The 25,068-nt window shown below is 44.7% G+C and carries 24 protein-coding genes and 1 tRNA gene; 17 read left to right on the forward strand and 8 right to left on the reverse strand.

Annotated elements, in window-relative coordinates; genetic code table 11:
* The first annotated feature begins 1 nt into the window (after position 1).
* The 4 genes from HW988_RS09335 to asnS are packed head-to-tail and all read left to right on the forward strand — an operon-like array spanning position 2 to position 5,359.
* Positions 2–1,168, forward strand: a complete 1,167-nt coding sequence (locus HW988_RS09335) for a hypothetical protein (RefSeq protein WP_181607428.1) — start codon at positions 2–4, stop codon at positions 1,166–1,168.
* Positions 1,169–1,179: 11 nt separating this feature from the next.
* Positions 1,180–2,106: a hypothetical protein gene (locus HW988_RS09340; RefSeq protein ID WP_255490295.1), complete on the forward strand. Its 927-nt coding sequence runs from the start codon at positions 1,180–1,182 to the stop codon at positions 2,104–2,106.
* Positions 2,107–2,144: 38 nt separating this feature from the next.
* Positions 2,145–3,908: a substrate-binding domain-containing protein gene (locus HW988_RS09345; RefSeq protein WP_255490296.1), complete on the forward strand. Its 1,764-nt coding sequence runs from the start codon at positions 2,145–2,147 to the stop codon at positions 3,906–3,908.
* 59 nt (positions 3,909–3,967) lie between these two features.
* On the forward strand, positions 3,968–5,359 hold the full coding sequence (asnS, locus tag HW988_RS09350) for an asparagine--tRNA ligase (RefSeq protein WP_181607429.1): 1,392 nt from the start codon (positions 3,968–3,970) through the stop codon (positions 5,357–5,359).
* A 36-nt stretch (positions 5,360–5,395) separates the two neighbouring features.
* Here asnS and HW988_RS09355 read toward each other — a convergent pair whose 3' ends face one another.
* The gene (locus HW988_RS09355) at positions 5,396–5,971 is read right to left on the reverse strand and encodes a TMEM175 family protein (protein WP_181607700.1); all 576 of its coding nucleotides are present in this window, start codon (positions 5,969–5,971) and stop codon (positions 5,396–5,398) included.
* Positions 5,972–6,108: 137 nt separating this feature from the next.
* Here HW988_RS09355 and HW988_RS09360 point away from each other — a divergent pair.
* Positions 6,109–6,184: transfer RNA gene (locus HW988_RS09360), tRNA-Val, on the forward strand.
* 50 nt (positions 6,185–6,234) lie between these two features.
* On the opposite strand, the gene HW988_RS09365 is transcribed toward HW988_RS09360, so the two are convergent.
* Positions 6,235–6,594, reverse strand: coding sequence for a hypothetical protein (locus tag HW988_RS09365; RefSeq protein ID WP_181607430.1), 360 nt, complete (start codon positions 6,592–6,594; stop codon positions 6,235–6,237).
* Positions 6,595–6,739: 145 nt separating this feature from the next.
* On the opposite strand from HW988_RS09365, the gene HW988_RS09370 reads away from it, so the two are divergent.
* A complete protein-coding gene (locus HW988_RS09370) occupies positions 6,740–7,351 on the forward strand; it encodes a glutathione S-transferase family protein (protein WP_181607432.1) in 612 nt (203 codons plus the stop codon).
* Here the strand turns inward: HW988_RS09370 and ttcA are convergent.
* Positions 7,293–8,117 (reverse strand): tRNA 2-thiocytidine(32) synthetase TtcA, encoded by an 825-nt coding sequence (gene ttcA / locus HW988_RS09375; RefSeq protein ID WP_181607433.1) that lies wholly within the window; start codon positions 8,115–8,117, stop codon positions 7,293–7,295. The two genes, HW988_RS09370 and ttcA, sit on opposite strands and share 59 nt — an antisense overlap.
* The gene (locus HW988_RS09380; RefSeq protein WP_181607434.1) at positions 8,098–9,156 is read right to left on the reverse strand and encodes a mechanosensitive ion channel family protein; all 1,059 of its coding nucleotides are present in this window, start codon (positions 9,154–9,156) and stop codon (positions 8,098–8,100) included. The genes ttcA and HW988_RS09380 overlap by 20 nt, the downstream gene beginning before the upstream one ends.
* A 114-nt stretch (positions 9,157–9,270) precedes the next feature.
* On the opposite strand from HW988_RS09380, the gene HW988_RS09385 reads away from it, so the two are divergent.
* The 4 genes from HW988_RS09385 to HW988_RS09400 all read left to right on the forward strand — a co-directional run bounded on the left by HW988_RS09385 (position 9,271) and on the right by HW988_RS09400 (position 14,358).
* Complete coding sequence (locus HW988_RS09385) at positions 9,271–10,818, forward strand: hypothetical protein (protein WP_255490297.1); 1,548 nt, start codon at positions 9,271–9,273, stop codon at positions 10,816–10,818.
* A gap of 122 nt (positions 10,819–10,940) precedes the next feature.
* Complete coding sequence (locus HW988_RS09390; RefSeq protein ID WP_181607436.1) at positions 10,941–11,591, forward strand: murein L,D-transpeptidase family protein; 651 nt, start codon at positions 10,941–10,943, stop codon at positions 11,589–11,591.
* A 263-nt stretch (positions 11,592–11,854) separates the two neighbouring features.
* Positions 11,855–13,756, forward strand: coding sequence for a hypothetical protein (locus HW988_RS09395; RefSeq protein WP_181607437.1), 1,902 nt, complete (start codon positions 11,855–11,857; stop codon positions 13,754–13,756).
* 122 nt (positions 13,757–13,878) lie between these two features.
* Positions 13,879–14,358 (forward strand): RDD family protein, encoded by a 480-nt coding sequence (locus tag HW988_RS09400; RefSeq protein WP_255490298.1) that lies wholly within the window; start codon positions 13,879–13,881, stop codon positions 14,356–14,358.
* Here the strand turns inward: HW988_RS09400 and HW988_RS09405 are convergent.
* Positions 14,341–15,483 (reverse strand): class I SAM-dependent RNA methyltransferase, encoded by a 1,143-nt coding sequence (locus tag HW988_RS09405; RefSeq protein WP_181607439.1) that lies wholly within the window; start codon positions 15,481–15,483, stop codon positions 14,341–14,343. The two genes, HW988_RS09400 and HW988_RS09405, sit on opposite strands and share 18 nt — an antisense overlap.
* Positions 15,480–16,118, reverse strand: a complete 639-nt coding sequence (locus HW988_RS09410) for a hypothetical protein (protein WP_181607440.1) — start codon at positions 16,116–16,118, stop codon at positions 15,480–15,482. Before HW988_RS09410 ends, HW988_RS09405 begins: the two co-directional genes overlap by 4 nt.
* Before the next feature lie 142 nt (positions 16,119–16,260).
* Between HW988_RS09410 and HW988_RS09415 the strand changes: the two genes are divergently transcribed.
* Positions 16,261–19,107, forward strand: a complete 2,847-nt coding sequence (locus HW988_RS09415; RefSeq protein ID WP_255490299.1) for a M28 family peptidase — start codon at positions 16,261–16,263, stop codon at positions 19,105–19,107.
* A gap of 87 nt (positions 19,108–19,194) precedes the next feature.
* Here HW988_RS09415 and HW988_RS09420 read toward each other — a convergent pair whose 3' ends face one another.
* A complete protein-coding gene (locus HW988_RS09420; protein WP_181607442.1) occupies positions 19,195–19,896 on the reverse strand; it encodes a hypothetical protein in 702 nt (233 codons plus the stop codon).
* A gap of 167 nt (positions 19,897–20,063) precedes the next feature.
* Here HW988_RS09420 and HW988_RS09425 point away from each other — a divergent pair, with 167 nt between their 5' ends.
* From HW988_RS09425 to HW988_RS09445, 5 genes are read left to right on the forward strand one after another with little or no spacing between them, the layout of a single operon-like run.
* Positions 20,064–20,465: a hypothetical protein gene (locus HW988_RS09425; protein ID WP_142700210.1), complete on the forward strand. Its 402-nt coding sequence runs from the start codon at positions 20,064–20,066 to the stop codon at positions 20,463–20,465.
* 44 nt (positions 20,466–20,509) lie between these two features.
* Positions 20,510–21,367, forward strand: a complete 858-nt coding sequence (locus HW988_RS09430) for an alpha/beta hydrolase-fold protein (protein ID WP_255490300.1) — start codon at positions 20,510–20,512, stop codon at positions 21,365–21,367.
* Positions 21,364–21,681: a KH domain-containing protein gene (locus HW988_RS09435; protein ID WP_181607444.1), complete on the forward strand. Its 318-nt coding sequence runs from the start codon at positions 21,364–21,366 to the stop codon at positions 21,679–21,681. Before HW988_RS09430 ends, HW988_RS09435 begins: the two co-directional genes overlap by 4 nt.
* 9 nt (positions 21,682–21,690) lie before the next feature.
* Positions 21,691–22,626 (forward strand): hypothetical protein, encoded by a 936-nt coding sequence (locus tag HW988_RS09440; RefSeq protein ID WP_181607446.1) that lies wholly within the window; start codon positions 21,691–21,693, stop codon positions 22,624–22,626.
* A 32-nt stretch (positions 22,627–22,658) separates the two neighbouring features.
* Positions 22,659–23,420, forward strand: a complete 762-nt coding sequence (locus tag HW988_RS09445) for a tetratricopeptide repeat protein (protein ID WP_181607448.1) — start codon at positions 22,659–22,661, stop codon at positions 23,418–23,420.
* A gap of 5 nt (positions 23,421–23,425) precedes the next feature.
* Here the strand turns inward: HW988_RS09445 and HW988_RS09450 are convergent, their stop codons facing one another.
* On the reverse strand, positions 23,426–24,352 hold the full coding sequence (locus HW988_RS09450; protein WP_181607450.1) for a hypothetical protein: 927 nt from the start codon (positions 24,350–24,352) through the stop codon (positions 23,426–23,428).
* A 151-nt stretch (positions 24,353–24,503) separates the two neighbouring features.
* Here HW988_RS09450 and HW988_RS09455 point away from each other — a divergent pair, with 151 nt between their 5' ends.
* On the forward strand, positions 24,504–24,944 hold the full coding sequence (locus HW988_RS09455) for a hypothetical protein (RefSeq protein WP_220128850.1): 441 nt from the start codon (positions 24,504–24,506) through the stop codon (positions 24,942–24,944).
* The last annotated feature ends 124 nt before the right edge of the window (positions 24,945–25,068 follow it).

Raw genomic sequence — 25,068 nt, forward strand, 5'->3', positions numbered from 1 at the left:
GATGCGTTTTGCAGCTTTGATGGGTTTCTTCTTGATGTTTACTTCTTCGGTTTTTGCGCAACAGGCAGATTTGCTTGAGCGCAACTTTGCGGGCACGTCCAAACAAACGACGCCCCAAGCGGCGAAAGCCGACATTCAAAATCAAGCCGCGCAAAAAATCTCTGAAGAGGTTATTCGCGATTTGATCGGTGAAGATCGTTATAACAAAAACAAAGCCCTGATCGCTAACAAAGTGATCAAGCTGTCCGGTCGTTACATTCCTTTCGTTAAACCTTCTGCGATCACTCAAGAGGGTGAAGAATTCAAAATGACGGTGAACATGAAAGTGTCCATGCCAGATTTGAAGCAGCTTCTTCAGGTAAATTCCCTTTTGAATGAAAACGACACAGTTCCGGTGGTTTTGCCGGTGATCAGTTTTGTTGATAAAGTGGAAGGTCGTAATTATCGCTGGTGGCAAAATTCTTCAGATAAAAGCCAAGGCTTTTTGATCAAGCAAGGTCGGACCTTGGAAGAAGCTTTGCGTAGTTCGTTCCAGAAAAATAATTTCTTCGTGATCAAACCAGTTGAAGCGGGCTTGGGTACGAACATCCCAGCAAGCTTTCAAAATGAAAGAGTTGCTGGCGAAGATGCTCAATTCTTTGCGCAATACTTCAATGCCCCCGTATTGATTGACGGCCAGGTGCTGATGAATAAGGCGGACAAAGGTGGTGGCTATCGTGTGGAAGTGCGTATGACGGCCATTCAAGTCAGCAATGCGCGCCCGATCGCCGATGTTTCACGCCGTTATGATGTTCAAGGGTCCTTCGAGGGCGCTGTGGATAAAAAAATCCGCGAAGTGGCCGAGGCTGTTGCCAATGATCTGGCTTCGCAAGTTTTCGAAGCCTGGCAAAGAGGTTCCGTGGGAACTTCCGTTATTCGCGTCACGGTAACGGGTAAACACACATTGCCGTCGATGGAGGCTTTGAAAGAGCGCATTCGCTCTCAACTAACTCAGGTAAAAAATATTCGCGAACGTTTGGTAAGTTCTGATTCTGTGAGTTTTGAAGTCGATACAGCGGCTTCCTCGAATGAGCTTGCATCTAAATTGGAAGCTTTGGATGTCAACGGCAAGAAGCTGGTGAAAGTATCTGAAGATCGCGAAGAAATCGTTCTAAGACTGGCACAATAAGGAGGCCTTTCGTGAGATTGTTTTTGGCTTTGGCAGTTGTGATATCCATGGTGGGATGTATGACTGTGGACCGTGCGGGTGGTCCTCGTCGCGAAGTGCGTGATGAAAATCAGGTTACTTTGAAAGACGAATCCTCGCCAAGAAAACGCCTGATGGTTTTACCATTCCTGGATGTTTCTGACAAAAGACCTCAAAGTTTCCGAGATCGCGCGCGTTCGGCTTTTATCACGGATCTAAATCGTTCCGGAGATTTAATTGCTTTGGACAGTCGTGAATTGAATTTGGATCTTTCAAAAATGATGGATCCTGCCGGCGGTTATAAAATGACGGAAGTTGCCAAAGCTGCAAGTGCGTTAGGTGTCAGTGCTGTTTTGGAAGGCCGCATTTTGGATATTCGTGTGCAAAGAAAGTCTGACAATGTGGGTGTGGTTCGACAACTGACGACTGGATTTGAAGTCGTTGCACAAGTGCGTGTTGTCACTGCTCGCGGAGGAAAAGAGATTTTCAACACAGTGAAAACCGTGACTTTGAAAGACCAAGGCATTCGCGTTGCTGAGCGCGTAGAGACTGACAAGTTTTTACAAAACAATCCCGAGATGATTGAAGTGATTGTGAAAGATGCGTTCTTGGATTTTTCTCCGCAGGTGCTGGCTGCTCTTGATAAAATTTCTTGGGAAGGTCGTATTGCGGCCATTCAGGGAGATCGTATCTACTTAAACGTTGGAAAAATTTCCGGTTTGCAAATGGGAGATCTTCTGAAAGTAATGGAAGACGGTGATGATATTTACGATCCAGAAAGTGGGACGCACATTGGACGCGCTCCAGGTCGTTTAAAAGGGACATTGGAATTGATTTCTTACTTCGGCACAGATGGCTCAATTGCAATCATTCACAGTGGTTCTGGCTTCAAAGAAAACGATCGCGTAGAACTCTATTAGTCTTTGAACAACAATATAATTAGGGGTATTATCGAAGTGTGAAATCATCATTCGCACTTTGCCTTACTATTCTTGTCTCGTCTTTATTTTCTTCAGTCACTTACGCTAAAGACTGGAAGGTTGCCGTTCTTTATTGGAGTATGAAGATCGAAGGCCAGGTTGCCATGCGCAAAGGTCTTGAAGAACAGGTTCAACTTTTTAATAAAGAAAACAAAGGCAAAAATTCCATCGTTTTGGTTCCGTTTGTTGCCGGTGAAGGCCGTAAAGGAATTGAAAATCAAGCCGCGCAAATGCAACAGGCTTTGAAGGAAAAACCCGACCTTATCGTGATTCAACCGACGGACAACTCAACACTCGCTTCTTCACTGCAAGAGGCAAATGCATTAAAAATTCCTGTGATCGCCTATGACCAGTATATCGTGAACGGGGAGCTGACAGCTTTCATCACGAGTGCGAATTACAAAGCGGGACAAGATAACGGCGAATTCATCAATGCCCAGTTCAAGTCAGGTCAAGAAATTCGTATCGCTGTGTTTGAGTATCCGGCCGTGTCTTCAACAACGGAGCGCGTGGATGGATTCTTTGACTCCCTTCGCGCCCAAAATGCAAAATTCAAAGTCGTGGGTGTCTATCAAGCGGTGGATCCTGAATCCGGCAAGCAGGCAGTAAAAAAATTCCTTAAGGATTTTCCTGATAAAAACAGCGTCGATGTGGTTTTCACCGTCAACGATGGCGGCGGTCTGGAAATCGTTAAAGAGCTGAATGCCAAGAAACGCACCGAAATCAAACATGTGACTTTCGATGGCGATCCTGAATCCGTTGAAAATATTCGAGCGGGTCGCCTGACGGTGATTGATTCCGCGCAGTTCTGTGGAGAATTGGGTCGTGAGACGGCAAGAACCACGATAAAAGTTCTAACTGGAAAACCCGTTGAGCGTAAAATCCGTGTTCCCACATTTCCAATCACGAAAAAGACTTTAAGTGAGTACCCCGGCTGGATGGGCGTGCCGAAGCCTGAATTGAGTAAAAAAACAGAGCGTCCACGCGCAGGCCTGGTTCCTCATGAAGAATTCGATCGCAATCAAAAACGCATCATTCGAATCGGCACAACGCCACTTTGCCCATATATCTGTGAAAAAAGCCCTGGTGTGTGGACGGGTTACTTGTTTGAAATTCTGGGTGAAGTTTCTAGAGACCTGGGCGTAGAATTGCGTCTGGAGAACGTGGCGACAAACCGATTGAAGCAGGGTTTGGAATCCCGAAAGTTAGATTACATCATCGCTCCCGAGTACGTGGTGCGCTATATGGATGACATTTTAGTGGTGGGGCCTCAGTTGGGTGTGAACTATACAGGTGCTTTGCTGCAAAAAGATAAAAAAGCACCCCACATCATCGACAGCAAGTCTTTGGAAAACCAGCGCATCTTGTATTCTGATTTCGGTTTGCAGGATGGTCGTATTGAGGCGGAGTTTACGGGTCATAAGATTAATAAGCTTTCGGGTTCTGATGTTGTGGAGCGGATGTTCCGCATCGTGGCGCAAAAGCGTATGGATGTGGCACTGGGGGATTACAACGTCCTTCGGTACTATCAGGTTCGTGATAAAGGCCAATTTACCCTGTATCCCACCTCTATTACTGGGTTTAGTTTCCTGGTGTTGGTGGGGCTTAAGAAAAATCCTCAGGTCCAATTATTGGGCGATGGATTGACGGATTGGTTTATTCAGGCTCGAAAAAGTTCTCACCTTCAGGAGGTCCTGGGTCGCTATAACCTGACCGACTGGAACATCCTGACTCGCGATTAAAATATTGATTTTACAGCCTAAATTGCATAATCATAGAAGGTCAGTTGAAAGGGCCTTCTATGCAAACAACTCTGGTTAAGTCGCTTTTTAGAGAAACAGAAAAATTCTTGGATAAAGAAATCCATATGTCTGGTTGGGTTCGTAAGATCCGTGACCAAAAGAATTTCGGTTTCATCGAGTTGAATGACGGCTCATTCTTTAAAGGTGTTCAGGTTGTTTTTGACGAGAAACTTGCAAACTTTGAAGAGTTGGCGAAGCTTTCAATCGCAAGCTCCATCGTGGTTACGGGGAAGGTTGTTAAATCTCAAGGTGCGGGACAAACTTTTGAAGTTTTGGCTTCAAAGATTGAGGTCATTCAAAAAGCGTCTGCTGAATATCCTCTCCAAAACAAACGTCACAGCTTTGAGTACCTGCGCGAAATTGCTCACTTGCGTCCGCGTGGCAACACGTTCTCTGCGGTCTTCCGTGTGCGTTCTGTACTTGCTTATGCCATTCATAAATTCTTCCAAGAGCAAAATTTCGTTTACGTGAACACGCCAATCATCACGGGTTCAGATGCTGAGGGTGCAGGAGAAATGTTCCGAGTAACAACTTTAAAGTTGGACAATCCTCCTAAAACTGCCGACGGTAAAATCGATGCTAGCAAAGATTTCTTTGGTAAAGAAACGAACCTGACAGTTTCCGGTCAATTGAACGGTGAAACGTTCTGTGCAGCTTTCCGTAATATTTATACTTTCGGTCCTACCTTCCGTGCAGAGAATTCAAACACGTCTCGTCACGCAGCGGAGTTCTGGATGATCGAGCCTGAAATTGCATTTGCTGATTTGGCAGCGAATATGGAATTGGGCGAGGCGATGATCAAGTACATCATTCGCTACGTGATGGAACAATGCCCAGAGGAAATGGAATTCTTCAATCAGTTTATTGAAAAAGGTTTGTTCGATAAATTGAATAACGTTTTGAACAACGATTTCGCCCGCGTCACATACACTGAGGCGATTGAGATCTTGAAAAAAAGCGGTAAGAAATTCGAATTCCCGGTCGAGTGGGGAATTGACATGCAGTCTGAGCACGAAAGATATCTGGCGGAAGAACACTTCAAGCGCCCGGTTTTCGTGACGGACTACCCGAAAGAGATCAAAGCATTCTATATGAAATTAAATGCGGATGGTAAAACTGTTCGCGCCATGGATCTGTTAGCACCTGGCATCGGTGAAATCATCGGCGGTTCTCAACGTGAAGACGATCTTGAGATCTTGGAATCTCGTATGAAGGGTCACGGTCTGAATGTGGCAGATTACTCTTTCTATACAGATCTTCGTAAGTATGGAAGCTTTCCGCACGCGGGTTATGGTTTGGGGTTTGAACGTATGTTGATGTACGTAACAGGCATGACAAACATCCGTGACGTGATTCCGTTCCCACGTACACCAAACAACGCACTTTTCTAGAGTGCAAAAAAAGGCTGCCTGATAAGCAGCCTTTTTTTATTTCGCCGGGTGTTTTTCGATTCTCGTGTCTGGTATTACCCACATCGCAGCGACTATTACATACATCGCGCACGCCAGCCACACATTCACAAAGGCCAAGCCCATTCCTGCAAGATATAGAACAGGGGAGATCTTGCCTTTTATATCTTTGCCAATGATCTGCCGTAGATGCTCGTTTTTATGCGCTCCACAGGTCAGAGCTTGAACTAAAAGATAATAGGCAATCGCGGATGCCAGTAAGATCAATCCATACATGAATACGGGCCACGCTCCGAAATGATTTTCTCCCATCCAGGCCGTCGTTGCCGGAATCAGTGATAGCCAGAACAGCAGGTGAAGATTGGCCCACATAGATCGGCCATCGACTTCCTCAATGGAATGAATAAGATGGTGATGATTGTTCCAGTAAATCCCCACGTATATAAAGCTTAGGACGTAAGAAAATAGGACCGGCCACAAAGGCAGCAGATCTTCCAGGTGATCTCCATGGGGCACTTTAAGCTCCAAGACCATGATGGTGATAATAATCGCTAATACGCCGTCACTGAACGCTTCCAATCGTCCTTTTTTCACTTTTAAGCCTTTGTTTCGTTGGTGGTGATGAATGACGATAAAGATCTTTAGGCAAATCTTCAACTGCGGCGGTTCTGCGTTGTGCCATTTCTTGCGGATGTCAGAACCACCGTATAGATTTAACGTTCCAATTATGTGCGGATATAGCGTAGTTGGTAGCGCGCTTCCTTGACATGGAAGAGGTCACTGGTTCAAGTCCAGTTATTCGCACCAAATTTTCCTTTTCTAAATTTTTAATCAAAATAAGAACCCATTAATTATTTCTAGGCGTTTCTGCGACCAAAAGCGATGAAACCGCAGATGGCAGCGACCACCAGCCAATAGGTGATTGAAGCATAGTCAACAGTTCCCGAAAAGATGGAAAGAGCGCAAAACATTAGCATCTCAAAAACAATAATCAAAGCTGAAATGGAGATCAGTGAGGTGTAGCGTTTCAAGTATCCTGGGACAACGAGTCCCGCGGCACACAGAAGTTCAATGATCGCCAGAGCAACCCAAATTCCGTAAGGAATCATCGCCAGTGAGGGATTAGTTTCTTCTGCAGTTTTCGTAAATTTCCAAGCAGCACCCAGGCCTGTATGTAATGCCATCAAAACTTGTAGAACCCACAAAAGAATATTCATGCTTTTATCTCCTAAGTAAAAGCGTAAACCATGCAAAGAAAATGACAAGAACAAATGCGTGTGCCGAATTGTCATCTGACGATTGCATTCGACATTGATTTTTTCACTCAATGGACTTCCAATCTAATTGCTAAGGAGGCGCCCAATGATTGATTTTTACACAGCTCACACACCCAATGGCCGCAAAGTTTGGATTATGCTAGAGGAGCTGGGCATTCCTTATAAGCTTCACGAAATTGATCTTAAAAAAGGCGAGCAAAAAAAACCCGAGTTTCTAGCGATGAATCCGAACGGACGTATTCCCGTGATTGTGGATAATTCGGCTATTGATTCAGTGACGGTTTTCGAAAGTGCCGCGATTTTATATTACCTTGCTTCTAAGTACGAAGGTCGCTTCTTTGGATATGGCTTGGATGAGCGCACGCATGTGATGGAATGGATGATGTTCCAGATGTCAGCAGTGGGTCCTAATTTTGGTAATTTAAACTACGGCCATCACTCGATGGAGCCCAAAAATCCTGCCTTCATCGAACGCTTTGAAAAAGAAAGTATTCGCATCGTGGATGTTTTAGAAACTCAACTGGGAAAAAATGATTATCTGGCTGGTGGCAATTACACGATCGCCGATATTTGTACTTATCCGTGGGTTGCGGGAATGATGGACAGACAGCCTAAGATCTTTGCTCAGGCTCCGAATCTTAAAGCTTGGGTTCAGAAGATTTCTGAGCGTCCTGCGGTGAAGATAGCGATGGCTTAAGGCCTTTAAAATCCCACAAAGCCTGGTCAAGCATTTGGCTGGGCTTTACATTCCCCAAAGAATTTTGAATCGTCGAATAAATATTTGGAATTTCTTTTTCCAGATCACGCACCAATTTTTTAACTCTGTTGCGCTTTAATCCGTCCTGAGATCCGCACAAATTACATGGAATAACTGGGAAGGCCCAGTCGGCTGCCAAAGTCTCAATGTCGCGCTCTGAAACATACGCTAAAGGACGAAGCAAAATATTGCGACCGTCGTCAGAGCGAAGTTTTGGAGGCATTGCGGCGGTTTGACCTGCGTAAAGCATATTTAAAAGTGCGGTATGAACGATGTCGTCACGGTGATGCCCCAGAGCCATTTTCGTAAAACCCAAGTTGTGAGCGTAATCATACAAAATTCCGCGACGAAGGCGAGAGCACAGTGAGCAGTAAGTCGCTCCTTGTGATTTTTCTTTCACAATCGAGTACGTGTCTTTTTCAATCACGTGCAGTTTTACGCCCAAAGATTCAATCCAGACTTTGAAGTTGGTCGCATCAAAGCCAGGTTGTTTTTGATCCAAGATGGCTGCTTCAATTTCAAAACGTCGTTCAGAACGTTTTTGGATTTCTGTCAAAAGAGCCAAAAGGATGCTGGAATCCTTGCCGCCGGAGACGCAAACCATCAGTTTGTCGCCGTCCTCGATCATATTGAAATCGTTCAGTGCCTGCACGATTTGCTTGCGGATTTTAATGGCGAGCGGGTGCTCAAAGTTGACTTGTGACATCAGGGGTATTTTTAGACGAAATCTCGACGACTTGTCGAGCTAATTTCACGCCTGCTGACGTCAGTTCCGCTATACCGCGGGTATAAACCTTGTCTCCAATGCTGTATTGGGCACTATAGTGGTCGATAAAGTAAATTATTTTCAGTTCCACCCAGTTTTCGTTGGCGTCAGACACATAAGCCCACGGCGCCGGGATACCGCGAACCTCCCCAATTCCAGCCACCACTTTTTCCAGGATTTGTTTGGCGAGATCAATATTAGCGCCATAGGCCAGACGGAAAATTTGACGGCGCAAAATCGGATTGTCAGGCGGGGAGAAATTGGAAATTTGGGCATTCGCCATAAAGCGATTGGAAAAAGTGATAACTTCGTCTGAAAAACCAATCAACGTCGTCGATCTCCAGGAAATTTCTTTCACTTGTCCGGTCGCTTTTTGAATGCCGTTGACGATTTCTAACCAATCACCGATTTCAAAGTTGCGATCCAGCTGCAAAGAAATTCCGGCGAAAAGATTTCCCAGTGTATCTTGCAAAGCTAACCCTAGAATCACCGACGCCGCAGCAGATGTTGCCAGCAAAGGTCCCAGCTCCAAACCAAAGATGCGATTGATGCCCCAAAATAAAAGAGCGATGGACATGATCAGTGAAAAAATATTTACCAGAAGCAGGGGGACACCATGCTTCATGGAACCTAGGAAAAGGTACTGGAGCACCATGAGACGGGCGGTTTTTACGAAAACCACGTTCGCCCAGATAAACGTCATCACGGCGACGTAAGGCGTGAACCGGTTGATGCTTCCAAGTTGAGCTTCAGAGCTCTGCATGAAAATAAATAAGACAAAAAGAAAACTTAGAATGACGAAATGACGAAGTAAAATACGGAAATGATTGCGAATACTTTTATGACGTTCATCGCTGACCTCTTTTAAAAAAAACTTATAAAAGAGCCACGCAAGTGCGAGGAGACTTCCAATCAGGATGTAACCTTCCAGTTGAAGAATGTCGTACAGTACATGAATTTTGATGAACTTCTCTGCCATGATTTCGCTGTCCTCGTTAACCATGAGTATAGTGACTAATTTTTAGTCTAGTCGAGTAGAAATATTTTTCGTCCAAGCGTTTGGAAGCTGCGTCGGCGCGCCGATAAGCTTTTCATGAGAAATCTAATATTATCTATGAGTGCATCCGTATTACTAGCAGGCTGTGGCCAGCAGTACTCCGTTGCCGTTGATGGTATGGCATCTCAGACCGTTTCAGACATTGCCTGCAAAAATCAGCAATTGGAAGAAAAGCTGTATGACGGCTTAAAAAGCTATTTAATTGAACAAAAATCCATTCCTTCGGCAGTGGATTTAAAGTCAGCTTTTAAAACTCATGTCGAGAAGCTTGCACAAGAAAATCCACGTATGACCGCTGAACAGCAGTCACGCATCCAATCTAATTTGGATCAATTGGTTGATTCTCTTTTGGAAGAAGCTCCGCAGGGTGAGCGTATTGAAACTTCTGAGCAATTGCTCGGTTTGTTGTCTGCCATCGACGTCGGAGACCGCTCAACGACGTTCCGTTCTTATATGCAAGACCGCGTGCGCAGCAATTTCAATCAGCTTTCATCAACTGTTAAAGCGATGGATTTAGACTGTCCGCCGGCAGGTGACAGTACGCAATCAACGGATGGTGGTGCCGCGACAACTCCGGTCGAGCCGACGACCCCGCAAATTGAAGCCAATCCTGATTACGACTATCATAAAAAACAAGCGGTCGCAGCCGGTGTGCCTCTCGCAGTATTTGGCGAGCGTTGGGCTTTGGCAACGGCTTACCAATCTTGCAACAGTTTGGAAATTCCAGCATTGAACGATTCAGTGGCAGATATCAAAGGCATTGCGATCACGGGCAAGCATTCCGATGGTGTGGGCAATAAACGTGTGATCGCAAGTTTGTCACAAGTTCAGGCGACTCATCCTTATCTTAAAGAAGTTTCTTCCTATGGTTCGGCTTGCTTTAACGTTCGCCAGAATCCTCTGATTTACGATTACGGCGGTAAGCCTTATGCCACAACATCCAGCACTTCGCCTATTGATCTATTCAAAAACGGTGGTGATGGTACGAGTGTTCTGGGGATTGATTGTTCTGGTTACGTTTATACTTCGATGGCGACAGCGGGTCTTCGTTTGAAGGAAGGTCGTTCACTGAAAGCTTCCGATTCCTGGGCTTGGGGGTCTACTTCTTACGTGGAACCTCAAAGCAATGGTCTGACTTGTTTAAGTAAAATTACTGTGACTCCGTCCATGAGTTTGAAGGCGGGGGATATCGTCGCAGTTCCAGGTCATGTGATTATCATCGACCGCGTGGGTGCGGATCCATTCGGTATCAGTACAGCGCAAACAGTGAGTGATTGCTCTAAGATCACTTCGGATGTTTTCGATTTTACGGTGGCGCAAAGCTCCCCAAGCAAAGAAGGTGTGGGCATTAATCACTCCATCGCTAAGGACTATCTGCCCACAAGTGAAAAGATGAAGGCGGGTTTGCAAAAGTATGCTTATTACGCTTGTCTTGCGAAATTTAACGCCAAAAACTACACGCCAAGCCTGGGAACACTTTCAGTTGTACGTCATAAAGGGACTTCGGCTTGTACGGATAAGCGCGTCGTTTTGGCTCGTGAAAGCTGTATTCAATCCTGTTCTTCTTCAGCATTTACTCAATAAGATTTTTGAAAAAAGATCATGACTCATAAGGGCTCCTACGTATGGAGCCCTTTTAAATTATAAAAGAGAAATATGCGTAAGAGTGCTTTGCAGGGGGCTATGGCTGCGCTATAACCCCCGCCATGAAAGCACTCTCTTTAATTCTATCCGTTTTGATTTCCGCAGGCAGTTTCGCATTTGCTGACACTCGCTCTTACTGTGATGATATAGAGCGTTTGGATCAGTTGCAGCACTTAACATCTGATCAATTCAAGAACTTTTTTATTGATGGAACTAAGATCGATCGAATCGTTATCTCTAAAGATCGCAAGAAACTTTATGCGCTTCGTGATGATGTGGTTTTGAAATCTTACGATGTGGCGTTTGGTTCCGTTCCTTACGGACCAAAGCAATTTGAGGGTGATAATAAAACTCCAGAAGGTATCTATAAAATCGATGCAAAAAATCCCGAGAGCCTTTTTTATCTGGGGCTTCATATCGATTATCCCAACAAAGCGGACCGAGCCTATGCGAAATCTAAAGGTCGCTCTGCTGGTGGCGATATTATGATCCATGGATTCCCGAATGATGCCGCTAAAAATGCGATGGTTTCAGCAGTCCATCCTTTTTATAACTGGACCTCGGGATGCATTGCTTTGACGAACTTGGAAATTCAACAGCTCTACACGATGACAAAAAAAGGAACGACAGTGGAGATCTGTAAAATGAAAGCACCACCGACTCAGCCCGTTCCGCCTGAGGCTCCTCAGCCACCGGAAGACGTGGAACAATAGGAATCTAAAAAGCCTCCTGACTCAAAGGAGGCTTTTTTTATGTCAAAAAAAGTCCAGGACCTCACAGAATTCTTAGAAAATCTGAGTAAATCCCTTAACATGATAAATAGTTTATTTAGTGTGAATAGCATCGACGAAGGTCTTGCTGCGCAGAGTATCTCGTAACTCAATATGAGACTGCATGGTGGAATCTAAGTTAAGTGCAGGTTCTTGTTAAGTATTTACCGTGATGTACCGAAAAGAACCACAACTATGAGGTCGTTATGAGATTGAAATTGAAGCCGTTTAGTACACTCAAAGCACTCGCTGCCAGCGCATCCGTATTTACGTTTTGCATGGCACCAGTCGCACAGGGCGCAGCAGCGGCCAATCAAAAACAACTGATCAATCAGTTTTTAAAAGACACGAAAATCACAACGAAGAAACAGACTGTCGGTGAATTCTGGGCAGGTGTTCGTCAGGTTTTCCCTAAAAAACCTCAAAGCCAAATGGATCAATGGATGCGCATTAATGGTGATCAACCAATGCCTTCTGTTGAAGCGACTACTTTTAAAGGTGCTGATGGCAAAGAGCAGGTTCGTTTGAACTTCCTTTCCAAAGACGGCAAGACGATGACAATGACTTTCACAGGTGACGAAGAGAGATTTGTAAAAATCAACTCTGTGTACTTGTCTGCGAAAGACTTGCAACGTTACAACAATTTCGACCAAATCGTAGCGAAGCTTGCAAAAGATCCTGCACTTAAAAAATCTCTAGAAGGCCCCGTCGTAGCTGGCATGTCAACTCCTGTGAAAAAGAATCCTGCCAGAAGAATTCTAACAGGACGAGAGATTGCTAAACTTAAAACGACTCGTGCTCAAGCTGAGTACCTGTTGCGCTTAAGACTTGCTTCTGAAGCAGCAGACAAAGTTTTCACTTCGGGCACTGGTAAAAAAGGTGCGATGAATGAAATTCTAAACCAAGATGCGATTCAATATGTTTGGAGCTTGTTGCTTCCAGATGCGAATGCAGCGCAAGGTCCTTGCGTGGCTTCGGGTTGGGTTGCTGAGTACGATAAAAACTCTTGTGCCGCGGCTCCAATGGGTCGTGAGGCTTTGAACTCTAGAATTGCTGAATTGCCTTTCTCAGACAAAATCAAATCTGACATGCAATCTTGCTCAGAAGGTGGAAATCTTCCGTGCAACCCGATGATCTTTGGTTTCAAAGATAACAACGGGACACCAATTTGTATTCAACGTACATCTGATCGCAGAGCTTTGAATTCAGCGACAAGCCAGTGTAATAAATTGGCTCCTATTGATTCAGCCTCTGCGAAAGAGAAAATCATTCAGTCTATCGTTGCCGCAAAAGGCAAAGAGGCTTCTCTGTGTAAGTTGAGCGGTGAAAAAGAAGTTTCTCAAGACTGTATCAATTCACTTGAGAAATATACTGATGGCCTAAAAGACCATTACATGAATGCTGCAAATTTCTGTACAGCGAACAAAGTTAAAGATCCAACAGATAGAGCTTCTTGGGTAACGCGAACTGATCTTAAAAAGGACCAGATTGATGCCTGCGAAAACTTGAAAGATCGTTACTTTGACTTGGTAACTATCCTTGATCCTAAAACAGGTATCGCGACGCCTCCACCAGTGCCAGCTGATCCATGTCCGCAGCAAACTGCAGGTACATACCAGGATTCAAATGGTCAGTGTGTATGTCAGTCTACTCAAAAACCACCTGAAAAAAGCGAAGCAGTTGGTCCGGTTAAATTGACATGCCCTGCTGCCGTTATCCCAGGTGTTGGCGAGCCAACTGATAAAGCTCCTGAAGAATGTACTGAGTGGAGCTGGTGTAAGAAAAAAGGCTTGTACATCGGTGCAGGTATCGCAACAGCAGCTTTGATTGCTTGGTTGTTGTTGAAGAAAAAGAAAAAGGACAAAAAAGATCCAGTTTACGAAACGCCAGTAACAGTTGAGCCATCAGTTTCCCCAAGCCCAACTGCGACAACTCCGGGAACTGTGATTGAAACTCCAGATCCAGGTCCGACGACGCCTACTTGTGAAGTGCCGCCGAACTCAGTGATCAACGGTGTTTGTACTCCTCCGACGGTAGTAATCCCTGATCCTCCACCATCTGAAGGTGGTACGACAGAGGGCGCACCAACAAGCGGTGGCGTTCGCTAGAAAAAGCGATGAGCAATACCGAAATTAATAAACAAGAAATTCCACAGCGGGCTCCTCGGAAACGAGAAGCCCCTGTGCCGTTAAGGGGTCCATCAAAGGACCTTTTTAATTCGCGCAAAGACATGGATTTTTCGGTGGGCACCGGATTCCAGGGTGGTCCGTCACGTAAGCGCAAAGGTTATCGCCTGGCTTTATGGTCGTTGATGGCATCTTTCATTGATGGCTTGGTTCTGGTTGCGGTCAGCTGTGCTTTTTTGGTGCTGTTTTCGCTATTGATGAAGACCAACGCCAGTATCGTGATTAAAAACTATTTCCATACTGAATCGCAAATTATGTTACTGGCTGAAATCTACGCGGTGAGTGCATGGGTGTATCTGATCGCAACCCGTGTGCTGACGGGTTCTAGCATTGGCGAATGGGCCTGCAATATCCGATTGGGTCAACCCCATGAGCGATTAGAAACTCGTTATGTCTTGCGTGTATTAGCGCGCTCTACGCTGATCGTGGTGACTGGTGTTGTGACTCTGCCAGCACTGTCTTTGATTTTGGGTGGAGATTTGACCGGCAAGCTGTGCGGTCTTCGTTTATTTTCTTTGAAGTAAGCCTAAAACTTCATAATGATTTGTTTGCGGAAACTGATCCAGTATCACAAGCTCTTTGATTTCATATCCATACGACTGAAGACGTTGCATGTCTTTCGCCATCGACTCTGGAAAGCATGACATATAAATGAAAAATGGCGGTCGCTGGTCGTAACTGAGTTCTTCCAATGGATTTAAGAAGCCCATCAGGCCCGAGCGCGGAGGATTTGCCAAGACTCCATCAAATTGACTGAAATCCTGCAGAATTTTCTTTTGAAAATCTCCCCGGTAAATTGTTAATTTCTGACTGTGGGGTTTTAATTCGGAAGGTAACATAAGAACTGTTTTTTCAAGTCCTTCCAATGAAAGTGCGTCGATCTCGCAGGCTAAAACTGATTTTGCCGCTGTCAGTGCTGGCAACGTTAAATTACCAATTCCTGAACCGAATTCAATAATGCGTGCCTGAGGAAATTGATTCACCCAGGATGAGATCTTATCTGCAATCAGTTTATTTGCCTTAAGGCTTGGCTGTGTAAAGCTCGCAACGTGGCAGTAAAGTTTCACTGCTAGTTCGCCCATCCATGTTGTGAACCAAACGTTCAATTCTGGATCTTTTAGTTTGAATTCATGTCCATTCCAGACGGGGATTTTACGGCGTTGGCCGATCTCTACGAAGGCATGTTCCTGAAGATTTTTAAGAATGGATTGTTCATCCAAAAGGGCTTTGATGTCGACATTAGCGAAATCAAGCCAAACCCCACGTTGGCCTTCAGGTCCGACGCGCAGACGGATGGAGCCTTTGGTGAAAGGCCATTTGATTTTTCTGAATTCTGTATACCAAGTCTGAAGTTCTGGAGAAAGCTGAGCGCAAATTTCAATATCCACGATTTCACGAGCATTTTTACCATAAAGACCCAGGCGACCGTCTTGAAGACTGAAATCCAAGCGGTCTCGCAGATATCCCGCGCCAGCACTTAAGAACTCGATTTTTTCAGGAATTTGCAATTCATGACTTTGTAAAAGGCCACGCAACTCAGAAGTTTTACTTTGAACTTGCTTTCCATAGGGGTGATCCAGCAACTGGCAACCAGAGCAGGTATCTTTGTAAGGACATGGAATAAGAGTTTGTGGGTCAGTTACAGTCATTTAGAACGGGGCACGGGCTCCAGTTTGTATATGCAGCTGGCAGCGTCTTTTTTCACGCCATCTTCATAGTGTAGATCGCGTTCAGTATACCCCAGAGTCACGTGGGGGAAAAACAATTCCGGATTAAATTCACCAGATTTCCCACCCTTTTTGATATACAAAGCCTCAATGGCCTGACGAACCTTAAACAAGGCTTCGGATTCTACCACGATGAAATACGTGCTTTCCTCTTTTCCTTGGATATTTAAGGCGCCTTTTCCCAGGCACAGCGGATGATAAGCGCTTTTTTGTAAGTTCATTTGCTCCGCCACCTGATGAATGTCCTTCATTTTCAAATGACGGCTTAAGACTTTATCAAACTCCACCGGTGAGATCACCGTGATATGGGCTTCACCGCGGTTTTTTAAAGGGGACTTCAAAATCTCTTCGACTTGCTTCAAGAGAGGTTGAAAGCCCTTGTACTCCAAACTCATCGCCAGGTAATTTTTAAATGCACCGCTACCTTCGTGGGCAACAAAAGGGACAGGAGAGTAGATTTCGTCGGTGTATTTAATCTCAGGAAGTTTTGTTTCTGGTGGAGCGGTTACGCAAGAGCTTAGCACTAGCATAATGAAAACCCATTGAATTGCGCGCATAAGCATCCTCCCAAGACAATTGACATAATTCCCCATGTACTTCTAGCCTACACAGACTATGAATAAAGAGAAAGCGGTTCTTACAAATCTTCTGTGTCTAATGGTCTTCGCAGGGGCCATTTCCTCCTGCCAAAGCAAAGAAATGAAATTAAACGTTCCCGAGTCTCATGGTGGAGCAGTCGCGGGTTCATTTGTAAATTCCCCGAACAATTTGCTCAGCGAAACACGTCAGTTGACCTTTGTTGGTCCTAAATCAGGCGAAGGATATTTCAGTCCTGACGGGCGCTATATGATCTTTCAAAGCGAAAGAGAGCCAGGAAATCCCTTCTATCAAATGTACGTGATGGATCTTAAAAATGGCGAAACACGCCGCGTGTCTCCGGGAGTGGGTAAAACCACTTGCGGGTGGATTCATCCTTCCATGAAAAAAGTGATGTTTTCTTCGACGCATACAGATCCTGATACGAAAAAGAAAATGGCAGAAGAGATCGAGAATCGCAAAAAAGCCGTGAAGGCCAAGTACTCCTGGAGCTTTGATGAAAACTACGACATTTGGACCTCGAATCTGGATGGTAAAGATCTTAAAAGACTGACGAAAGAAAAAGGTTACGACGCTGAGGGGGCCTATTCTCCTGATGGCAAATTCATTGTCTTTGCTTCAAACCGTGCGGGTTACTCCGAGAAGCTTTCGGCTGATGACCAAAAGCTGTTTGAGCAGGACCCTTCCTATATGATGGATATTTATATCATGAAGGCCGATGGCACTGGTGTGAAACGCCTGACAGACTTCAAAGGCTATGATGGCGGCCCGTTCTTTAGCACTGACGGCAAGAAGATCACGTGGCGTCGTTTCAATGCCGCAGGCACCACGGCTGAAATCTATACCATGAATATCGATGGCTCTGAGCAAAAACCAGTCACTCATATGAAGGCTATGTCTTGGGCGCCATTTTTTCACCCATCGGGTGATTACATTGTCTTTGGGTCCAGTGTCTTAGGATTTACAAATTTTGAACTCTTCATCGTTGATACCGCTGGAAAATCCGATCCTGTGCGTGTGACGTTTGCAGATGATTTCGATGGTCTTCCTGTATTCACTCCGGATGGCAAACATCTGTCCTGGACCCATCGTAATCAAAAAGGGGATTCCCAAATCGTAATGGCGAAATGGGATGATGCTCAGGCGCGGCGCCTTTTAAAGCTTCCTTCGGTGGATCCAAGCAAAGCTTCCTTGTCTGCTGATATCAACGTTGAGGATCTGAAAACCTGGATCGCATATTTAACACAGAATGAATTCGCCGGTCGCAGTACGGGGGGCGCTCAGGAGAAGATTTATACTGACAAAATTGCTGAAGCCTTTAAGGCCTGGGGGTTAAAACCTGCTGGAGTTCATGGGACTTACTTCCAATCCTTCGAATTTACTTCAGGTGTGAGTCTGGGAGATAAGAACTTACTTGAACTGATTGGCAAAGGTCAGACATCTTACAAGATTTCTAAGGATTATGAACCCCTGTCGTTCTCCAAAACCGGACCGATCAGTGGAGCGCCGATTGTGTTTGCAGGTTACGGGATTAAGGCACCAGCTTCTGATAAGGAAGCTGCCTATGATTCTTATAAAGGTCTCGATGTTAAAAACAAATGGGTTATGGTTCTAACGGATTTGCCTGCCAATTTGCCATCGACTCGTCGTCAGTATTTGAATCTGTATTCCAGAATGCAACATAAGGTGACGGTTGCAAAAAATGAGGGCGCTATCGGTTTGATAGCGGTTCATGGACCTTTAAGTGATTTGAAAGATCAGTTTGGTAAAATCAAATTCGAGGGGTCGCTGTCGGAATCCAGTATCGCAGTGATTCGCCTTTCTACGCCGGTGGCTTCTGGTTTATTGCAAAACGCAGGAAAAGATCTTAAAGCCGAGCAAGCTCTTTTAGACAAGGGGGAGCCTCAACCTGGATTCGCAATTCCTTCCATGTACTTGAAGGGAAATATTGATCTGCAATTTCAAAAGTCCAAAGGGACAAATGTGATCGCAGAAATTCCAGCAAAAGGCGCGACGACATCTGTATTGATTGGGGCCCACGGGGATCATTTAGGTCTAGGTATGGCGGGAAGTTCGCTGGCTAAAAAAGAAGAGGCCGGCCTTCCTCACGGGGGAGCTGATGATAATGCATCAGGAGTTGCGGGAGTCTTGGAGCTCGCTCATTCTTATGCAGGCTTGCAAAAAACATCTCCTGGAAAGCTTAAGAAGAACTTGATATTTGCAGTTTGGTCCGGTGAAGAGTTGGGGAATTTGGGGTCAACCCATTTCACAAAGACACTTCTGGGTAAAAAGATCGAAGCCTATTTGAATATGGATATGGTGGGGCGCCTGCGTGATCGCCTGTTTATTCAAGGATTGGGTTCGGGCGATACTTGGAGCGCGATAGCTGAACGCGTGGAGGCGCAAACGCGTCTGCCGTTGGTCGCTCAAGAAGACCCCTATTTACCAACAGATTCCTTAGCTTTGTATATGGCAGGTATTCCCACGGCTCATTTTTTTACGGGGGCGCATTCTGAATACCACACACCACGAGACACGATGGATCTGATTAACTTTGAAGGTCTAGTTAAAGTATTAGGTGTGGTTAAAGGCTTTAGTGACCAGATTGTGATGACTTCTAAGCCAAGCGTGAGATATGTGAAGGTTGCAAGCTCGCAAAACAATATGGAAGGTCGCAGTTTCCGTGTCTATGTGGGGACAATCCCAGACTATACACAGGAAGGCACGAAAGGCGTTTTGCTTTCAGGAGTTTCCAAAGACAGTCCAGCTGAAAAAGCTGGACTGCTTGAAAAGGATATCTTGATCGAGTTTGATAACACCAAAATCGACAATATCTATGATTACGTTTACGCGTTACAAGCGGTGAAGCCTAACAAAGAAACCTCCATGAAAGTTCTAAGGCAGGGCAAAGTTGTGGAGTTAAAAGTCACGCCGAAACTAAAAGAATAAACCACTCCCCCGAATGATTTTTTATTACAGCGGGGAGTCCAGTAAAAACAAAAGGGGAGTGCGTAACTCCCCTTTTTTATTAGATTCCTACAAAGTCGGAAATTTTAATTTGGAACATTTCTTTTTCAGGTAGCTTGCCAGATTTTTATCGGAAAACTTCACGTAAGGATCACCATCTTCACGGTAACTAAATATATCTCCCACAGTCAGTTCACAAGTTTTACCCACTTCATCTGTGAACTTAACTTTACCGCGAGGGTTACTGGTTGGTGCTGAACCCATTTTAAATCCAGCATCCAGGATCAGGCCTTTGTAGCCTTTAATTTCCACGCCGCCGGCATTGCCCTTGGCAACTTCCGGTGCAACATAGACCTCGGCCTTGCTTTGACCTTTCAGTTGAGCCGATTCGAAATCAAAATAATATTCGTCTCCTGTTGTGGAGATAACCTTAAGAACTCGCTGTTCTTGGTCCCAAGTAAATGACGGATACTTGAGACGACGGGGGAACGTGTAGAATTCTCGAGCCCCTGTCGTTTCCGAAACTGGACCCGTGCCAAAGGAGTTAAAAACCATCAGGTTCCCATCCGCCGCGAAGACATATCCACGGTAGAACATGGAATCCTTTTTGTAATCGCTAACGGATACAAAGCAATCTCCGTTCCCTGTGGGGCGCATTTGCACTTGAATGCTTCCTCCGCGCTCGACGCGATCTTGGCAGGTGGAATTATCCAGAGCTTGAATTGAAGCAAAGCTTGGCAGAGCCATGAACAAGGAAATCAAAAGTTGCATAAAAACCTCACTGAGTTATTTCAGGAGAACTCATCGAATTGCCACTGTCAGCAAGGGACACGGAGCGGCGAAATAAATCTTCAACAAAACTTTAACCATTTCTGGACTCGATGATTCTTAACCTTTTGTGTTCTTATAAGAGTCTCTTTATCGAGAGGGATTTGTCTATGTCTTCTACTTTTTCCGACGAATTTAGAAAGTATCAAAAACAGGAACGCCGCCTGACAGCTGCGATCGTTTTGGTGTCTGTATTGGCGCCAGTTTCTTTTACTTTGTTGTTGGAAAGAAAATTTCATTGGACCGTTTGTGGAACGACAGCTCTTTTGTTTTTGGTGGCAGCCGTGGCTTTGCATGTTTACCGTGCGCAGGTGTCACAAAAGCTTTTAAAGAAGTATGAAAACCTTGAGGTGGGATCTGTGTTGGCGAAAAAGATTTCTCCAAAAGCCCCAAGTCGTTTTGTGATCACTAACACTGGCTACAATCACTTTTATCTAAAATGCCTGAATACGGGCGAGCAAGTTCTCGTGTCTAAACACAGAGTTCGCGAAGATTTCGATATTGCAAATTGATTTCAACATTCTCATGACGGAGCCTATTTCAAATGGAGGCTCCAGTGCGAAGACTTGCGTTTATTTCAGCGCTCTTCACTTTGCTATATCTAAAGATATCTGTCGCTGGTGTCTTGGATTATAGCTGCTCTTCGAAAACTCTGAATGGCGTCAATTTCAAATATTGTATCAATCAGGTTGATCGCACTCGCAATCAAGACATCGTCTATTTCTTTCATGGGATTTCCGCCAATGCGGAATCCTGGTTTAATAAAGGCGACACACGATCCATTTCCAAACGTTGGCTGCTAAAGGGTTACGAACCCACCGTGATCACTATTTCTTTCGGTCCGGCCTGGATGTTAGTGGACAACAACAAAGCGAAAACTCTGCCTCTTTTTAGAGACCACATTCTGCCATTTCTGGAAAACGAAGTGGGCGGCTTGGGGCAAGGTCGACGGATGTTGATTGGGCAATCCATGGGGGGTTTTAACGCTGCGGAAGCGACGTTAAGAATGCCCGGATATTTTTCTAAAGCACTTCTTTTGTGTCCAGCTCTGTCGGTGATTGGCCCGTATTCCAGCAACCAAGATATCGCCGATTATAAACGCCGGACTGGAGCTGAAAGCTTCCTGGTCGATTCCTTAATTGATATCTCTAAAAACTATATAGTTGATGCCGATGATTGGGATCATCACGATCCACTGAAGTTGCCAGCGTCTTATCCTCAGGGAATTTCTAAGCCACTCTATTATGTATCAACGGGTCGGGGAGACAACTTTGGTTTCCAAGAGGGCTCTGAACTGTTCGTTAATATCACAAAAAAATATAGCTTCCAGGCACAGTGGGCTCCCGTTTTCGGGTATCACTGCAGTTTCAATCGGCAGGGAGCTTCCGATTTTATTAGAGGAGTCTCGAAATGAACGATATGGAATCATATAAAGGGTTTAAAGAAGAAAATCGCATCAAGGGTGACGACATTAATGCAGATGAATACCGCGAGGAGATCCGGCAATTGATTGAAAAAGTCGTCCGCTTTTTAGTCGACCAGCCTGACACGGTGACGGTCACAACCTATGTGGGACCTAAGACCACTGTTTATCGTGTGAATTGTGCGAAAGACAATTTAGGTCAGGTCATTGGAGCTCAAGGGAAAACAATCATGGGCTTGCGGGCCGTTGTTCATGCCATGACAGCACGAAATGGAATCCGTTCTATTGTGGAGATTCCAGTATAGGCGGCAGGAGTGACAAGAAATTCTTTGATCATTTTAGTGGTGGCCTTGGTGATCGGCTTTGGAGTCTGGTTTACCAAATTTGGCCAAGAACTAAAAAGAACACAAGAAATCGTCAACGAAAAGAATGACGACACTCAACGCCTTTTACGTCGTCGTACCGCAGCCGTGACGGAACAGCCGGCCGTCGATACTTCCCTTCGCAAAGCTCAGTTGCAAAAAGAGATTCAGGATCTTTCCACGCAGCTATATCAAGAGAACCAAAAACTCGATTCTCAACGCAAATATCTGGATGATATCAGAAATAAAACCAATCCGGATCGCGTTGAGTTGAACTATCGCAACCAAATCAGCACAGCAAATCAAGAGATCCAGTCTTTGACAGACTTACTTCGGGGAGATCAATTCGTTGAGGCGGAAATTCAGCGCGAGGTCCAGCGCATTTCTACGGAAACAAGTACCGCAGCAAAGTTTTACACTGACCAAATGGATAAAAATATCAAAGATCAAGAGGCTATCATTCGTAGAACTCAAGAGGATCTCGAGTATTGGACAGGTAATTTAAATTATATGACCTTGCGCGATCAAAATGTCAGGATCTTGCAGCAACAGCTCGCCGCCCAAAACCAACAATTGCAGGATATGAAGGTTCAAAGACTGCAAATTTCGGCACAAGCTTTGGAGCAAACCCAAAACGCCCAAGCTCAAGCCCGCCAAATTGCCTCTGAAAATGCAGAGGCCCGCGCTGATATTCAAGATCAAATAGACTCTTTGCGTGATCAGATTCAAAGACTGGAGTACGCCTATAGACAAACTCGGTATGGGCAAATGTCTGCGCAGTCCCAAGTCAATCAGGCGGAAAGAAACTTACAGGGCCAGCAGGAAGTGATTCGCTCCATCCAAGAGCTCTTGCGGGAAAAACAAAGCGAATTTAATCAGCTTCAGTAGACCTTGTACTAAAACTGGTACATCATGATTTCATGAAAAATAAAAAAACAGCCATTATTCTTTTCGTGATTATCATCATCGTGATTGTTCTCGCTGTCATTTTCTTTCCGAAAAAAACGGGGACTGAGGCGGGGGAGCCGGGTGCAACAGTTGATTCGATACAGCCGCCGGTTATACCAGAAAATAGAGTCACCCGCGTTCAGCTGCCTCAGGGAACAGATCAAGTGATTTATCACGATGAGGCTCAACCCGAAAAACCAGTGATTACTTTGAATGCAGGTAATTTTGAAAGCTTTGTTCTGAAGTGCTTTAAAGGAGAAAATTGCGTTTTGGGCGATGATCCCATGAAGATGTATCAGGACTTTAAGGCGGCTGGAAATAATCGGGCGATCGATAGTTTGATCTCGTTTTTACGTTCTAAATTAAGAAAGCCTGAATTCAAAGATCAGTACAAAGATATCGTAAAAAAGATGATAGAAGACTTTTACCCACCCGAAGAAAAGCAATTCCAGGAAGCTGCCTATTACAATTACCTGGGTGATTTAAATAAGTCTTTGGAATTGTATTTGGATCTAAAAGAAAAAGCAAAATTGAATCCGAAGCTTCACGAGGGATCCAACCTGAATATCGCAAGTACGTACTATGATTTAAGAAGGTATTCCGAGGCGCAACCATACTATGAGGCCGCATTGGTGGATTTTACCTCCGGCAAACTGAAGGCCGATCCAGATCCAACACCATTTATTGAAGAGCGTATCTCTGAAATTAAAGCGCGACTTTATCACACGCAATAATACCTTTATTTAAAAAGTAAGATATCCTGGCGCAAAGACTCTTGAAGTAAAGGTCGTAAAGTTTCCAAGGATTTGATTCCGGTAAAAACGACCTCGAATTCAAGATCGATTTTGCCGTGCCATAATTCATTGTGGGCAACCACATCGTAGGTATTGATCTCGACTTCACCACGGCGATAGGCACTCAGAAGCTGTTCCTTGGAATAAGGAATCAAATACGGTTCCTGCTTCTGAAACTTAAAATAGTTAACCGCAAAGTGAGTCCTGGCGCCAAAAGGGCCTGTTTGAATGGGTTTGCCATCCACCCATTGCTCGCGCTCCGTCTGGTTCATGACTCGGGAAAGATGAATTTGATCGGGGAGACTGGAAATAAAAATCTCACCTTGGTCCACTGTTTTAATCGCACCCGTTTCATCTATATAAGAGGCCTTGAATCTGCGAATGATGGGATCATTGGAAATCCCATCACGGAACTGAAAAGATCTATCTATGAAAGCGGCATATCCATTCGAACGAATTTGTTCAAACTCGATATCTCCATCGTGTTTGTTAATAAGCTTAACGATAAAAAGACCATAGCCATCGACTAAATTGCCTGGCATCAATTTAACGTCGGCAACGGTGAAATCAGTCATGTGAACTTTGTTGTAAGCGCGGCCTTTTTCAATGGTGCGGGAATTTTCATGTAAAACAACCTCGGCCAATTTGGCAATTTGCTGTTTGATTTGGGTGTTTTGTGCAGAGTTTTCAGAGAGGTTTTTACTGATCATGCGTTTATAAAACACACGCGGAACGCTCGTAACTTCTTCAGCAAAGACGTATTCGCAGCTATGGGCGCCATGGGCATGGAACGGCAATACAGCCGTAAACAGTATGAACAGCCATAGCGAAGCTTTAAGGTTTAAACCATCATAAATCCGTCGAATACTCATAGTAATGAAGTATTGCAATCAAAGGACCAAGCCTTAAAAACGTCATTTGTCGACAGTGTTGCCATTGAATTCATTTAAAAACCTTTATACTCAGTTTGAGGTCGGCCTGATTCTGGCATTTCGTGGAGCAATGGCATTTGCAGGACGTCGAATGAAATATCTATTTCTTATTGCACTGGTTTTTACGACCTTTGTAAGCTCCATATCTCAGGCGCAATCGGCTCCGAAATGCCAAGCAGTCTTCAGTGATTCTGTAATTGGCAAAGTCACATCTGTAGAAGCTATTTCAGAAACAGTTATCAATAACGTCTTGATTGAAACCATCGAAGGCCATGGAAATATCACCAGTCGCTATTCTGTGAATCAATCTGAAGCATTGGAACTAGGCGAGAGATGGATGGGGCAAAAGTATTCCCAAATTGGCAAAGCTGGCAGCGGAGTTTTCGTAAGCGCTGATGGCAAAAGACGTTTTAGAATCGATAACAATTCGCTCTTAGGAAATCTCAGCCCACATAAACCCCATGTTCATTTGGAACTTGTGAATCCAATCACTCAGATCGTTATTTCAAATAACCATATCATGTTAAAGTAGTTGATTTTCGAGGTTAAAGCGGGTCTGGAAGGATACCTATAAAAGCTTCTGATAAGTTATATTATGTAACGTTATGTATGTATCTGGTTTGATTAGAGGGCTTCTTTAAGGATTAAATCGCATA

The organism is Bdellovibrio sp. KM01 (assembly GCF_013752535.1).
Classification (GTDB): Bacteria; Bdellovibrionota; Bdellovibrionia; order Bdellovibrionales; family Bdellovibrionaceae; genus Bdellovibrio.